The sequence below is a fragment of the Ornithinimicrobium cavernae genome, assembly GCF_003121625.1.
GTDB lineage: Bacteria > Actinomycetota > Actinomycetes > Actinomycetales > Dermatophilaceae > Ornithinicoccus > Ornithinicoccus cavernae.
On record NZ_QDDJ01000007.1, the window covers coordinates 169814 to 183713 of the forward strand.

13 protein-coding genes are annotated in these 13900 nt (G+C 64.6%); 11 read left to right on the forward strand and 2 right to left on the reverse strand.

Translation table 11 applies throughout. The features are described from left to right. Nucleotides 1-136 precede the first annotated feature (136 nt). The 9 genes from DA085_RS09760 (at nucleotide 137) to DA085_RS09790 (ending at nucleotide 9934) form a co-directional block, all read left to right on the forward strand. A complete protein-coding gene (locus DA085_RS09760) occupies nucleotides 137-760 on the forward strand; it encodes a TnsA-like heteromeric transposase endonuclease subunit (protein ID WP_237565418.1) in 624 nt (207 codons plus the stop codon). Then, on the forward strand, nucleotides 753-2951 hold the full coding sequence (locus DA085_RS09765; protein ID WP_109472768.1) for a DDE-type integrase/transposase/recombinase: 2199 nt from the start codon (nucleotides 753-755) through the stop codon (nucleotides 2949-2951). The genes DA085_RS09760 and DA085_RS09765 overlap by 8 nt, the downstream gene beginning before the upstream one ends. Then, nucleotides 2951-4027: a TniB family NTP-binding protein gene (locus DA085_RS09770; RefSeq protein WP_109472769.1), complete on the forward strand. Its 1077-nt coding sequence runs from the start codon at nucleotides 2951-2953 to the stop codon at nucleotides 4025-4027. Before DA085_RS09765 ends, DA085_RS09770 begins: the two co-directional genes overlap by 1 nt. After that, on the forward strand, nucleotides 4017-5525 hold the full coding sequence (locus DA085_RS09775) for a TniQ family protein (RefSeq protein WP_109472770.1): 1509 nt from the start codon (nucleotides 4017-4019) through the stop codon (nucleotides 5523-5525). Before DA085_RS09770 ends, DA085_RS09775 begins: the two co-directional genes overlap by 11 nt. Next, nucleotides 5522-5731, forward strand: a complete 210-nt coding sequence (locus tag DA085_RS21150) for a hypothetical protein (protein ID WP_161958474.1) — start codon at nucleotides 5522-5524, stop codon at nucleotides 5729-5731. The genes DA085_RS09775 and DA085_RS21150 overlap by 4 nt, the downstream gene beginning before the upstream one ends. Beyond that, entirely contained in the window at nucleotides 5728-7368 is a 1641-nt protein-coding gene (locus DA085_RS09780; RefSeq protein WP_161958475.1) for a TniQ family protein, read from the forward strand. The genes DA085_RS21150 and DA085_RS09780 overlap by 4 nt, the downstream gene beginning before the upstream one ends. Before the next feature lie 15 nt (nucleotides 7369-7383). After that, complete coding sequence (locus tag DA085_RS20940; protein WP_154402153.1) at nucleotides 7384-7716, forward strand: hypothetical protein; 333 nt, start codon at nucleotides 7384-7386, stop codon at nucleotides 7714-7716. A gap of 755 nt (nucleotides 7717-8471) precedes the next feature. Further along, on the forward strand, nucleotides 8472-9224 hold the full coding sequence (locus tag DA085_RS09785) for a helix-turn-helix domain-containing protein (RefSeq protein WP_109472771.1): 753 nt from the start codon (nucleotides 8472-8474) through the stop codon (nucleotides 9222-9224). Between the two features lie 203 nt (nucleotides 9225-9427). Then, nucleotides 9428-9934 (forward strand): hypothetical protein, encoded by a 507-nt coding sequence (locus DA085_RS09790; RefSeq protein ID WP_109472772.1) that lies wholly within the window; start codon nucleotides 9428-9430, stop codon nucleotides 9932-9934. Nucleotides 9935-10296: 362 nt separating this feature from the next. Here the strand turns inward: DA085_RS09790 and DA085_RS09795 are convergent, their stop codons facing one another. Further along, nucleotides 10297-11178, reverse strand: coding sequence for a restriction endonuclease (locus DA085_RS09795; protein WP_109472773.1), 882 nt, complete (start codon nucleotides 11176-11178; stop codon nucleotides 10297-10299). A gap of 378 nt (nucleotides 11179-11556) precedes the next feature. Here DA085_RS09795 and DA085_RS20945 point away from each other — a divergent pair, with 378 nt between their 5' ends. Both DA085_RS20945 and DA085_RS21155 read left to right on the forward strand, forming a co-directional pair. Further along, nucleotides 11557-12669, forward strand: a complete 1113-nt coding sequence (locus tag DA085_RS20945; RefSeq protein ID WP_154402154.1) for a hypothetical protein — start codon at nucleotides 11557-11559, stop codon at nucleotides 12667-12669. 298 nt (nucleotides 12670-12967) lie between these two features. Beyond that, a complete protein-coding gene (locus DA085_RS21155) occupies nucleotides 12968-13204 on the forward strand; it encodes a hypothetical protein (RefSeq protein WP_161958476.1) in 237 nt (78 codons plus the stop codon). A 227-nt stretch (nucleotides 13205-13431) separates the two neighbouring features. Here the strand turns inward: DA085_RS21155 and DA085_RS20950 are convergent, their stop codons facing one another. Beyond that, nucleotides 13432-13872, reverse strand: a complete 441-nt coding sequence (locus DA085_RS20950; RefSeq protein ID WP_154402155.1) for a hypothetical protein — start codon at nucleotides 13870-13872, stop codon at nucleotides 13432-13434. Between the last annotated feature and the right edge of the window lie 28 nt (nucleotides 13873-13900).

The window sequence follows — 13900 nt, forward strand, 5'->3', positions numbered from 1 at the left end:
CCATGCTACGGGTGACCCGTGTCGGTCGCCAGCCTCCGTTAGCCATGTCAAGCCCGAGTGGATAGTGCGGTCAGGTGGTCAGACAACCTCGTGGGACTGGTCGCGCGGGACGCCAGACCCGAAGAGTCTGGGTCCCGTGCGCACGCCGACTTCCAGCGAGAAGCAACGCCACATTCCGGTCCGCGTTCACAGCATGACGACAGGCAGTGTGCTGTTGGTGGAATCCGGCCTCGAGTACGAATTAGTGCTCGACCTGGACAGGGATCCCACGGTGGTCTGGCTGGTCCCCCAGCCGTTCCGGCTGCGCTACCTGGAATCAGGAGTTTCCCGTCGGCGGTCGCACACCCCGGACCTGCTCAGCATCGACGCGACGGGTGCGGTGACTGTCTGGGATGCACGGCCGACTGACAGGCAGGACGAGAAGTTCAAGGCCGCAACTAAAGCGGCCGCTGCGGCATGCGAAGAGGTCGAGTGGGGCTACCGAGTCTTTGCGGGGCATTCTCCCGTCCGGGCGGCAAACCTGCGCTGGGTGAGTGCGTTCCGTCACGTCCAGCCCTGGTACGAGAATGCGGCAGCGGAACTGGAACGAGTCAGTCGTAGGCCGGGAGCCAGTGTCGTGGACGTCCTGGCTGCCGACCACGGAGCGGGACACCTCCTCTCGGCGCTGTGGCACCACTGTTGGTCCGGCGCGGTCGAAATCGACCTCGACCTGCCGCTCACGCGCGATTCCGCCATCAACTGGGCGACCGCTGATGGCTGAGGGCTTCGGGGTCGAACTGTCCAACGGTGACAGGGTCATGACCGACCGTGGGCCCGCCGTCGTGACCCGACTCGGACGGCATGACGTAGACCTGAGCGACTCCTTAGGCTCGGTCAGATCTGTCCCGTTCACCCAACTGACGGCCCGCAGTCTGACCGCCGAGGGGGTCCAGGCCGAGCACTCCTCGCTAGTGCCCTGGTGGCACCAGCTTCCCGACGAGGCGCGCAAACTGGCTCTTTTCAAGCAAGAGTGCGTCCTGGAGGCCCGCACCGGCTTCCGCCATGGCCTCCCCGAGCTGGCCCAGCCCGGAGAACCGTTCTTCCCATTCGGGGACGGGTACGGCGTGAGCCTCACCCGGCGTTACGAGAACATGGCGGAGGTCATCAGTTTCGAACGCACCGCCGACCGCGATGTCATGCGTCGCGTGTACGACGGCGAGCTTCAGGATGGCCGGATAGGGGCACGCACCCTGCAGTCTTGGGACCAAGCCTGGGCGAAGGATGGGCTGCGCGGTCTCGTTGATGGTCGCTCAACACGTGGTCGACAGGACTTCGAGCCGCTCGACTCCAGATTTCGGCAGATCGCCCACGAAGAGTTCGCGGCCTTCGACGGGACTACAAGCACGGTCAACCTCCAGGAGATCGAACGCCGGATCAGGGTTCGGATGAAGTACGAGGGGATCGATGACGCGCACCTGCCCCAACGGCTTACCGCGCAGTTCCTCTCCCATCACTACCGCGCTTTGGGCCGCACCACTCGGGCGCAGAAGTCTCGATCGCTGCGCAAGGTGAGCAGCCGATCGAACTACCCGGCGCACCACCCCGGACACTGCGCCAGTGACCTCACGCGGGCAGACAACCTCGTCTATGACCCACTCCTGGAAAGACCGATGTCCGTGGAGATCGGCACCATCATGTCTGTTTCTACGCGAGTCATCACGGCACTGCGCATCTTTCCCCGCTCAGCCAACGGCGTCGATATCGGCCTCCTCCTCTACGACGCCCTGCGCAGCCACTCCATGCTGGTCGACGACCACGCCAACATCGACGACTGGAGGTGGACCGGCATACCCACATCCCTGGACTTGTCGGGCAACCCAATTCATACAGGTCGCCGGCCAGTTGCGAAGTCCGACCAGAGCCTGCGAGGAGTCCACCAGATCCCGGGGTTGACGCCACACAGCCTGCGCAGCGACCACGGCAGCATCTTCGTCGGAGCCCACTTCCGCAATCTGCTCGCACAGTTCGGCATCACCCTCATGCTCTCCCGCGGTAAGAAGCCGACCGACAATCCCCACGTCGAACGCCTGCATGAGACCTACCAGCGGTTCTACCAGCAGCAGCCCGGCTTCAAGGGCCGCGCCGTGCACGAACGCGGCTCGTATGTGGGAGTCGTCGCCGACGAGCCCCTGTGCACCGCACAAGAACTCGGCACTCGCCTACGGCAGTTCATCGCACTCGACTACCACCGTCAACCTCATTCTGGACTCACTCTTCCCGGCGCACCCGGCATCCGCCTCACACCACTGGAGATGTTCGACGCAATAGCCGAGGCGACCGGCCGACTGCTGGTCCCACAACACCCGGACCTGATCTACCAGTTCCTGCCTATCCGGTGGCTGCGGGTCGGGCACGCCGGCGTGGAGTACAAGGACCTCACCTACGACGCCGATGTCCTTGAGGACTTACGCGACGTCCGCCCCGGACAGTTTCGGGACAAGGACAACGCGGTCCCCTTCCACTACGACCCCCGCGACGTGACCAGATTGTGGTTCCGCCACCCCGACACCGACAGGATCCACGAGGTCAGATGGCGCGGCAGCCACTTGATCCACGCACCTCTCGTCGACGTGGTGCGCGACAGGGCGCTTGCCCGCATCAGGGAACGCGGCGGCAACCGTGCGCTGAACCGCACCACGGTGATGCGGCAGATCATCGATGAGATCGGAGAGCTGACGACGACGCCGTCCAGCGAGGAGTGGCGGAGCAAGATGGCAGCAGCGCGACTGCGCTGGGAACAGGCGCAGAAGGATCACAACGAGGTCGCCGAGGCGCACCGACTGCTGGAGCAGCACGCCTCACAGGGCTTGCCCCGTATCCCCAGGGTGGACCAACCACCTCAGGCAGAGGGAGTCGTTGAGGCTGTGCTCGACTTCGAGGAGCCTTGGCCGGACTACGAGGAGTTCGGCTGATGGACGCACGCATGTGGCACCGCCAGGCGACATTCACTCAAACTCCGTTGCCGGACCCGGTCCCGGTTGAGCAATTCGACGGACTGCCTCCCGGTGAGCAGGACGCATACTGGACCCAACTTTCCGAAGGGCTGCCAGCCCTGGTCGTTCCTTCTGTACTCACGGCACGGGCCGAGCAACGCCTGGACAGGCTGGTCGCGGTCAACATCCGCCGCCCCCCGGGGGCGAAGTCCGTGATCGGGATCGACGCTCCGTTCGCTGTGGGAAAGTCCACCTTCGTCAAAGCTTGGGCCCAAGGGGCCTACCGAAACCGCGTGGCCAGCGGGGCGCCGGAGGTGCTGCCGACCTGGACACCTGAGCCAGAACTATCCGCCGACTGGGTGCCGCAGGTTTACATCACACTTCGGGCGGCGTCGAAGATCAAGGACATCAACGCCTCAATTCTCGCCTTCCTCGGCTACCCGTCCGAGGGGCTGGTCCGGGTCACGACAACTCGGGTGGTCAAGGTCCTGGCCACTCACGGCGTGCGACTGCTGATCGTGGACGACGTGCACATGCTCACCACCACCCACGCCGACGGACGGGCTGTCCTCGATTACCTAAAGTTCCTCAACACAGAACTCGGAGAACTTGGCGCCACGATGATACTGGTCGGTGCCCATCTGGAGAGCGGCCCGCTGTATCAGGACCCGCAAATCGTCGGCCGCCTGGACAAGATCACCCTGACCCCGTACGAGATCACCACCGTAGGCGGCCGCGCCGACTGGCAGCTGTTCCTGCGCCGACTGGAGGAGCTGCTCTTGCCCTACTTCGACACGCTCCCAACCGGAACGTTCTCTCGTGAGCTGGCTGGGCACGTCTGGCGACGCACCCAGGGGTACGTCGGCGACACCGTCCGACTGGTAACGGAGGCGATGCTCGCAGGGTTTGACGACGCCCAGGACCTCATGACCCGGGACTTGATGCAGGCAGTGGCCCTGTCCGCTAGGGCCGCGGCCTCGGAGGCCGACCTCTTGTCCGCAGCCGCGGCACCGTCCAACCGGCGCAACCGCAAGCAGCGCGCCGATGTTTCCTGACCACGCCCTGCCTGTGTGCCCGGCGGTCATCGACGGAGAGGCACTGTCCGGATATGCCGTGCGACTGGCCGACGCCAACGGGATCGCCCCAAACGTGCTCATCGGACGGGACTACACCGACGTCACCGCCTCGCCTGCGATGGTGAGGCGCTTGTCCACCGCTGCCGGCATGACACCAGCGCAGGTCATCGGAATGACGATGGCGCCGATGCCGCCCTCGATCCGTGGCCGCGGAAAACTGGCCCGCCACGGGTGGCGGCTGCACCAATCGGTGACCTGGATCTGCCCGGTCTGCACCGACCAGCGGGGGTACCGAGCACTGCTGTGGCGGTTGGCCTTGATGCCGGTCTGCACCCGCTGTCGCGTCCTGCTTGTCCGCGCCTACGACATACACCGGGTCTGCACCGCACCCGACGCACTGCTGGACCTGACCGGCAGGCTGACTGGGCTCGTTCAGGACGCCACCACGGGCAACCGTGCGGCCCGGGCGAAGCTTGCCTCCTACCGCAAGGTGTGCGCCGCGGTCGCGCACACGATCAACCACGACTGGCCACCACGGCCCGCCGGCCTTCCGCGCGCAGACTTACCTGCCGCACGTGCGTGGGGACCGCACCCGTGCCCCGACCCAGCCACCACCGCGACCATTCTGACCGCAGCCCAGCCAGCGCTTGGGAGCAAACGTGCTCGGGAACGCTTCACCCAGGAGGTCATGGACCGGTACGAGCAGCGCGCCCAGACCCCCTCCGCGCCAGTGGTGCTGCCCCGCACCCTGCGGCCAGAAGAACGGCCGCCAGTGCTGCCGGTGTACCGCTACGCCGACCGTGCACGCCTCACCCAGCTCACTCACGACCTGCGACAGCTCGTCGTGGCTACCGGGCTGCACGCCCGTCACGTGCCCGGCTTCCTCCTGCTACTCGGAGATGACCCAGTCCCGCCCGGTCCGCTATGGCGTGAGCGCGGGCTCGCAGCAATCGGGCTGCACATGCTCATCTCCCGTGCCCACGGCGAACCCGGTGCCGCGACCGCCGCCTGCCACGACCTGGGCACCACCGACACCGAGACCAACTTCTTCCTCGATGGCATCCGCCTGCACCGTGGCATCCCCGCCGACCAGGACGAACTACTGCTTGCAGGCGTCGAGCACCTCCTCGATAGCGGTCTGGTCAACTACCGGCGCCGCAGGCAGGCCCTGCGAGCCGTGCGACGCCTACCGAAACTTCAGATCCCGGCAGATCGGCTGCCCGACATCAGCGACGTGCCCGGGCACCGCTTGGCCCTTTGCTGGATGTGGGTGCATCTCGCCCGAGGTCCGATGTGGACCAGCCCGTTCCGTTCCATCCGGACCAGCACCGTCATGGCTTTCGATGCCGCGATCGACCCCGAGGCCCGTCTGCACCTGCACGAAGCCGCACACGCCATCACCGAAGGCCCCGACCTCCACGCGAACCCGACCGAGCACGGCATCACCGTCCCCACGACGGCACGGAGTACCGGATGAACACCACCGGCACCTGGCAGGTCTGGGACTGCGGCGACTTGATCGGCACCTTCACCAACGAGCACGACGCGTCCGCGTGCCGCACGGACAGGCTGGACATGGAGACCCACGACTGGCCCCACCTGGGAGAACTGACGAGCCGTTGTATCTGCATCGTGCCTATCCGGAGCGACGGCACATCCCGAGGTCAGCGGAGGTCGGCGTGAGTGCGCTGCCAGTCCGGGTTCGACCTCACCCGGGCCAGGCACTCGACTCCTATCTCGAGCACCTCGCGGACGTAAACCAACTCACGACGGCCAAGCTGATCAGCCTGCTGCGCGCCGATGGGGCGCCGACTCGGTATTTGCCGGTGGCGCCCCATCCGCGGTTGCTGTCCGCGGTAGCTGACCTGGCCGGGCTCGACGTCAGCGACCTGCACGGCAGTGCCTTAGTTGACCATTCCCTCACGGACATCAGCACTGCTGGCGTGCAGGCGGCTGGCCGGTACGGCCACCGGGCCATCGCCGCCAAAGGGTGGGTGTTCCTGCACGGCACCCAGGTTTGCCCGACCTGCCTGGCCACCGACCGGTCCTGGCAGACCGTGTGGCGCCTGCCGATCGTGACCACCTGCACCACACACAGCGACCATCTGGTCACGTTCTGCCCGAGCTGCCGACGGCCACCCCGGGACGGGCGCCACAGCCATCTGCGTCCCGTCGGGGCCGACACCCGGTGCGGCAACCCTCTCGGTGCTGGACCTCTACTGCAGTGCCAGCACGACCTAGCCAGCATCATCGCCACGGCGGCTGACCCAGACAGCGTGGCCAGGCAACGCCGCACGAATGACGGACTGGCTGGTGAGCCCGTGACCGTGCTCGGCTCAGCCGCACCAGCACGGCAGTACCTGAGGAACCTGCGGGGACTGTGCGTGCTGCTGCTCCACCTCGCCAGCCAACCCACGGCCAGCGACCACGCACCCTGGGCTGGCCTGCTCCACGACGAACTGGCAACACGCACCGACCAGCGCGGCCCACGGTGGGGCGTGCGCCCTCCGACCGACACCACGGTCAGGGCATTAGCACTCGACGCGGCCGACCAGATCCTCAGCCTTGACCTCGAAACCGCAGGCAGCCAGCTCGCCGCATGGTTCTCCCTCATCCCGGCCACCAATGACGGCCCGCTTGGGTGGCTGGCCGACCGCACCACCATGACCCCGACCCTGACCAGGCTGGTCACCACAGGCCTCGCCCCATACCGACGCATCTCCCACCACCTCGACACCCGCCCCCTCCTTGGAGGTCGCCCCGTGCATCACATTCCCCAAGTGCTCCCCACCGACCTGTACGAGAAGTACCTCAGCGGGCTCATCGACCGAGTTGATCTGACCGGCCGCACCTATGCCAGCCTGTGCCTGGCTCGCGCAGCACCAGAAGTGCGGACCTGGGCCGAGGCCGCGGAGCGCCTCGGTCTCCCAGCGACCATAGGTACAAATACCGCGCGTGCCTGCTCGGCGCGCCTCACCGTCCCAACGGACGAGTTCACAAGAAGGCTCGCTCTGGCAGCTGAAGAGTTGCCACGCCTCGACTACCATGCGCTTGAAGCCACGATCACCCGCCGAGTTCACATGTCCAGGTGGTTCGCGGAGTGGGTGCGGATCTGGCGACCCGAAACACGGAACAGCGACCGACTCCACGCCATCACCTGGCTGTGGATCCACGCCGCCCACGCCCACCCAGACACCGCCCCCACCTGGGACAGATTCGACGATCTCCGCACCGCCAAGACCCAGTACAGACGGTTCGAATCCTCCCTCACGGGAGGAGACGAACGCTCCCTGACCAGCGCTTTGCACAAGCGCGCCTGAAGGTAGGAGTTGCGAGTGAGCCTGTTCATCCCACCCCATGTCGCGACGCGCGACCTGAGTCGCGTCGTCCTGGCTCAAGACCTCACCGCCGGCATCGCCGACGCAGCCTGCGCCGGGATGGCGGCCCAGTGGAGCATCTGGGAACATGCCTACAAACAAGCCAGAACCCCGGCGCAACGGTCAGCGGCACTAGCCGATCCTGGAACCATCTGCGCGACCTGCACGGCACACGACGACTGCGCCGACCTCGCCGAACTCACCCGCTACACCGGCATCGCCGCCGGACACCCCTACAACAACGGCCACCGCCTCGACCTTCGAGGACGTCGCTCAGGAAGCCCAGGATGACCACTGGACCGCCGCCCACGCTGTCGTGCTCGACATTTCCGGCGTCATCTCACCCATCCCCGGACCGGGTGACGGGGGCGAGCCGACCAACGAACCCACGCGCACAACCAAGCTGATGACAGCCAGTGAAGACAAGAGCCTCGACGTCGTCGTCTGGCCCCCGCCCAGATGACCAACGAGCCGGTTGCTCCCACTGCAGGTGCCCAGGCGGAGGGGGTGCCCGCTTAGGGCACTCGTAGATGCGGGCTTCCCAACGATGGGTCGCGCCACCATCTTGTTCTGCCCATCGGCGAGCAATTTGGGCTCGATGGAGGATCGCTATGCCTTCCTTCTTGTCCCGGTAGCGACGCTTCCCGGTGACCCGGCACCGGCCGGCCTGGGACATCACGGGACCACCTGTACAAGAAGGGCGTGTCCCGGCGCCAGTAGACGTGCGGCCTTCCCAATCTGGTCGGGCCGGGCCGCGAGGTCCTCAAGGAGCTTGTTCACTGCGTCGCGGTAGGCCGTATCCGCCCTCATGCGCAGGCAGTGCTGATTCAAGCGCCGGCTGGCCACTCCAGCCACCCGCCGCGGCCCGTCCAGTAGTCCTCTTGTCTGATTGTTGCTCATCGCTCATGTCCGATCTGCTCGCAGTTGTACAAGGCGACCTTGTTGCAGCCTTGTTCATAGCAGAAGCGTGCCACAGTCGAGGCTTGAGCGCAAGGCTGCAACGAGGTGATGTTGGAGGCTGTTGCTGCGTGCCTTAGTATGGCCGCATGGATGTTGAGGATGAGTACTGGCTGGTTGGTGGTGGAGAGCCAGGCGCCAGCCGTTTCGGCCAGATGGCCCAGCGCCTTCGCCAGGAGATAAACATGTCCGTGGACCAGGTGGCAAAAGAAGCTGGCCTGTCAGCGGGCACCATCCGAGCCGTGGAACAAGGTCGACGGGCGCCCAGTGAAAAATCTGGCGTGCGGATCCTCAAGGTACTCATGCCCGACACCCCCTTAACGAGACAGGTTGAAGGGGGTCCAGAGCGCGACCAGTCGTTGACTGACTATTCCTTCACTCACCCCCATACCGGCGGGCGAGTGCTGCTGAAATTCAAGGCCAAGACCGCGGGTGACAACCAGCGTTGGTCAAGCGCCAGATCGCCCGTAGGTTCGTCTGGGCTCGAAGCGCGACTGCTGGAACTGACGAGTGATCCCCATTGGCAGGAGAAATTCCGTTCGTCGATGGCGCCTGGTCTGGGCCGCCTTAGCGCTGCACTGACTACGGTCAAGGAGAGTGCGGAACGTCCAGCCAGTGACGCCACTTACGGATCTTTAACGCGTCGGTTCGCCGGCACATCCGAGTATCGCGCTCGACTCATCGGCCACCTTCTGGACCTCTGGCAGCACGTAGACAGCGACGATGGCGACCCGAAGACACGAGCAGTCGCGCGCCGGATCGAGCACTTGCTCGATTCCCACCACACGTTCCTTACGGAAGGCTTCTGGGTGGAGGCAGAGGGGTCTGCAACTGATGGTTGATCTACCGCGAGGATGCCTACGGGCGATCGGGGAGGCGCCAGGAAGGGCACTGGGATCCGGCGCGGGACGGAGGGCGGCATCCGACGGAGGTAGGTGAAGCTCGGCGAGGTACTGTCCGACATCTGTCATGATCAGCCGCAGCAAGCGAGGTCTCAATTTGCTGCCGCGTCCGCCTCGCTAACGACCACGGATGGAGTTCGTCGATGGATGACCTGACTGCCTGGTCGAGCCTGGGGCTCCTCGTCGTCACTGGAATCTACGCTGTTCTAACCTGGAAGCTTGCCAAGAGCGCCAAGGCTAGTGCCGAGTCCGCCCAGCAGTCGGCGGACGCAGCAATGCGAACGGCAGCAACGTCAGAAGCCAGTATTGTCCGGGACTTCGTCGCCAGGGTGGTGCGCCTGTCGAACGGGCAGGGGATGGTTCACGTGACACCCGTGGGCTTTAACGCCATCGTGCACAAGGTCGACCTCAAGTTGCTCCTGCTCCCGGATTCTGACGGCAAGATCACCGAGTCAACAAGTACAACGATCTACTCTGAAGGGCCCCTACACGTGCACGCCGGAGACGACGCGTTCGCCAAACTGAAGGACTCGTTGCCGGAAGGCGGGCTTGTCATCGGCCAAGCTCTCATCACCTACAGCTTGAGCTTAAAAGGCGAAACCTACGAGCGTCTCGTCTCGATCGCACGAGGCGAACCTCAGGCTCTGTAGCACATGCTCGACGATCGTTCCCGTCCACATGGAAACGGAATCGACACCAACCAAGTTCTCGGAGCAGCTTTGAGACCGCGCGCTCTACCGCCAGTTCGAGGACTCGCTCGATGACCAGCAACAGTTGGAACTCGCCTACGCGCTGCACAAGCGCGCATGAGGCCTGTCCACTGACCGACTTCATCAGCGGAGGCGTCGCGCTCGCGGGGACCTAGTGGAGTCCAGCCGGCAGCGCGGCGGGTTGGATCCGAGCCCGCCGCGCTGCGCACCGCGCCAACCGATACGACTCAAGGCAACGACCATGCTGGAAGTCGTGCGGTCAACGCTGCATCGGGGCACAGGGGTGTGTTGGGGATCCGGCGTCAGATGTAGCCCGGCAGGTCGTCGTAGAAGCTGTAGTGGTCGTAGTCGAAGTGATCGCTCAGCGATACCTCGCGTGGGGTGATCTCGAACGAGTGGAACTGCCCATCGCCGTGGGCGTAGCCATCGCCCAGAGCATTTAGCATGTCCGCAGCGTCGGGCGCGGCTTCTCCGTGAGGCGGGAAGCAGTCCAGGAACCACACGTACCCACCCCCCTTGGTGTCGTTGTGCCAGATGGCTCGAAGTCGGATACGCACGTCGAAGATTGCCGCAACCGCGGCGATGGTGTCGAGATGCTCATCGAGCGACTCCAGCTCGTACGCTCGGACGCCTCCGGCCGTGCGTGCACTCAGATGAAAATAGAAGCCGCGGTGCGCCGCCCGCCACTGGTTCGGACTGTCCGTGGCGAAGATCTTCCACCCGGCTGCTTCGCTGCTGACCGGCATGAACTGCTGAGCCACCGCCCACCCGCGAGGGGTCGTCAGAAGTCTCTCCAAAGTCACTCCGTCCCACACGTGGGCTGCGACACGACCCAGACGACGGGCCTCGATCTCGGTCAGGCGAGTAACAAGCGCAGCCGAGGGATGTGTGGTGCAAACCAACAGGAAGGCCTGGCAGTTGTGCTGCTCAAGGACCTCTAACATTCCGTCCGCCGCATCCGCCCCAACAGCCCGGCCTGCCTCGACGTTGTCCTTGCATGACACGAGCCAGCGCCGTTGCTTGCGTCCCAATATGGCATCGCCCTGTTCAACAAACGTCAGGTCCCGGCCCCCGTCTGGTCCCTGGCCGCTCCACTGCGGGTTGTACCCGACCTGGATGAGGACCTCCCGCACTAGTTGCTCCAAGCCGCGTCCGGCAGCGCCAAGTTCACTGAAGTCGAGCATCCGCCCAGTATGAGGCCAGCCCCTCCGTGCAGGACCAAGCCCGTGGCCGATCGGCACGGAAAGTTCGTCCCATGACAGTTGACCAATTCGGCCCCTACCGAGGTCGTGCACTCGACTCGCCCGGCGTGACAGGCACTACACGGCCACGGACGGCAGACCTGTGGCGATGCCCCGCCAGGATCTTGCACGCCGCGGCCGGATCGAGTCGAACCGGTGCAAAGTACCGCGCAAGCCGTTGTGCAATCTTCGCTGCGTCTCGACAACTTCGCACAAACGGCCACACCACCCGACCGGTACCGCTCCTTCCAGTTGAACCGGTCCCGCTCAACCCGCAGATCTTGTCTTCCTGTGCCTCGGCCGCGCTCTAGCCTTGGTCCCGTGCTCCCTCTCGTAGACCTTGAGCTTCGCTGGCCTCCACATCTGTTCATCTCTGAGGCGAAGATGCTGACCGCTGCGCCAGACACGTACAACTGGCAAGAGCGGGCTGAGAATCTGCTCGAGGAAGCATTTACCAGCACTGCTGCTCGTGACTACTTGGTTCGAGCCACGACAGATCGCACCCCGTGGGGTTCCCCTCCCCAGGTGCCAGCCAACACACCGGTGGAGTTCCTCAGGTGGCTCGCCAGTTCGGCAAGTACGTTCCCGAACCAGACTCAGCCGCGGCCCTACTGGAGCCAACGCCACGCGCCCCGGGCACCCGGTCAAGACAGATCCCACCTAGCCGAATGGTTCGCACGAACGGTCAGCGATCTGACCAGCCGAGGCTACTTCGAGTACGCCTTTCCCTCAGGCTGCGAAGACGAAGACAACACCGAGACTGGAGCAGACCCTTCGTTGATCTTGCTCGACCGCATCGGCGTCGCCGATCTCTGGCCCCTCCACTCCAGCCGCGAGATCTGGGACCCAGAGAACAATGATGTGGGCATCTTCTACGACCTGGTCGAAGCCCTCCACGACCTCGTGGCACGGCCCCGGCTCCGCTCTTACCACTCGTTCTGGCGCCACTGGCACTACGCAGAGTTCTCTTCAGCTGCCGGGCGGACCTTGTACCGGTGGCGCATCAACAGGCTGTTAGCCCTTGCTGGCACCGATCTACGGCTCGCTGACGCCGGTGAGGACATCGGCCGACTGACCCACACGACCGACGACAACCGCTCCATCCTGGTTGACCGGGTACTGGAGGCCGATACAGACCGCGACAGTCGCAGGCATGCAGTGGCCCTATTCCGATCACGCACTGCTGATCGTGAAGCCAAGCGGAGCGCCATCGTTGCTCTCGCACGGCTGCTTGAGGACCGTCGCCAAGAGCTGAAGAGCAACCTGCTGACAAAGGATGAAGGGGCACTCTTTCAGATCGCCAATCAGTTCGACCTGCGCCACAACAAGGCCGACCAGCAACGTGATTACGACGAGGCATACCTCGACTGGATCTTCTGGTGGTACCTCTCGACCCTGGATCTCACCGATCAACTTAGGAAGGGACATGCGTGACCCCTCACTCCTGTCGGCTAGCCGCGCGCAGCGGCACTACTCTGCACAACGCTCTGCTGCAGGCCCTGATTGTGCAGGGTTCACCGACCCGGACGCACCGTCTTCGCTGCATCTCGGCATCTGCGACGATGCCCTCGTGACGATGACCAAGCCGCAGAAACTCAAGAACACCGCAGAAGGGCTGCTGGCTGGTCTGGCCGCCATAGGCTTCCAAGGGCCGTGGCCGTGGGCCCACCACCAGTGGGAAGGCGCGTTCTACAGAGCTTGGCGGAACTGGGCGCCAGCGGCGAACACTGAAATGTTTCGCACCTTCCAGGTCGGGGGGTCTGCCAACGGGCGCACTTCCCAAGCGAGGGACATCCTCTTCTCCGTCAAGAGCACGTCACCGTTCTCCGACTACAAGGACGCTCTGAACCCCCAACCGCTGGGACTGACCCCCGAGGAGTACCTGGAGATCCACGTCCACGGGGCCAGCCCCGAGCAATGGAAGGAGCTCGCTAGGGCCTTCCTGGCCGAGATGAGCAACCCCAGCTGACGCAGCGACGACGAACTTGACACAACCCCGCGGGATCGTCTCGATCATGCAACGTATCTCGCGCGGGGTCCTGCAACCTTCCGTGCATCTCGACACGAGATGCAGCGAAGATGTCACGAACGCGGTTCGTATGTGTCATAAACCGCACGTTATGGGTTCCTGCGACTTCACGTACACAGGCCGCCGTCGAGCGCCAGCACATGCACACTCACGAGCCTGGTCTTAGCTTAGGGCGCGTCTCCGAGCAGTAGCCCGTCGATAACGAGCCTGGCTCCCGGTTCCATGCGTGAGCCCTGCTCAGCGAGCTGAGCGACGAAGGCATGCAACTCGGCGATCCGGAAGTCGTCGGCTCCCAGGCAACGAGGAGCTCGAGCAAGTCGATCGACGAGATCCTCCCATTGCTGATCCGCGGAAACAGAATCAGACTCGACCGCAGGCTTGACGAGCTCTAGGTGTACTGCCAGCAGGCGGCGAGCAGTTACGGTGCTGCCTCCTGAGGCATCGAACAGAAGGCCGCTGGCCTGAGCCGACGAAACGCCCATCGCGCCCACACCAGGATGCGTCCACGATGAGGATGAGCTCGTCATCGCTGATGGTTGGTAGGCCGGCCCGACCGTGTCCAGTGCCACCTCGTTTCGCACTTCGGCCAACGCCTTGGCCATCGTCATGGCAGAGTTCGCCAGTTTCGAGTGTCGA

Excerpts from the sequence above, each read along its gene's own strand:
- DA085_RS09765 (WP_109472768.1), top strand. The coding sequence starts at position 753 with ATGGCTGAGGGCTTCGGGGTCGAACTGTCCAACGGTGACAGGGTCATG.
- DA085_RS09770 (WP_109472769.1), top strand. The coding sequence starts at position 2,951 with ATGGACGCACGCATGTGGCACCGCCAGGCGACATTCACTCAAACTCCG.
- DA085_RS09775 (WP_109472770.1), top strand. The coding sequence starts at position 4,017 with ATGTTTCCTGACCACGCCCTGCCTGTGTGCCCGGCGGTCATCGACGGA.
- DA085_RS21150 (WP_161958474.1), top strand. The coding sequence starts at position 5,522 with ATGAACACCACCGGCACCTGGCAGGTCTGGGACTGCGGCGACTTGATC.
- DA085_RS09785 (WP_109472771.1), top strand. The coding sequence starts at position 8,472 with ATGGATGTTGAGGATGAGTACTGGCTGGTTGGTGGTGGAGAGCCAGGC.
- DA085_RS09790 (WP_109472772.1), top strand. The coding sequence starts at position 9,428 with ATGGATGACCTGACTGCCTGGTCGAGCCTGGGGCTCCTCGTCGTCACT.
- DA085_RS09795 (WP_109472773.1), bottom strand. The coding sequence starts at position 11,178 with ATGCTCGACTTCAGTGAACTTGGCGCTGCCGGACGCGGCTTGGAGCAA.
- DA085_RS21155 (WP_161958476.1), top strand. The coding sequence starts at position 12,968 with ATGTTTCGCACCTTCCAGGTCGGGGGGTCTGCCAACGGGCGCACTTCC.
- DA085_RS20950 (WP_154402155.1), bottom strand. The coding sequence starts at position 13,872 with ATGACGATGGCCAAGGCGTTGGCCGAAGTGCGAAACGAGGTGGCACTG.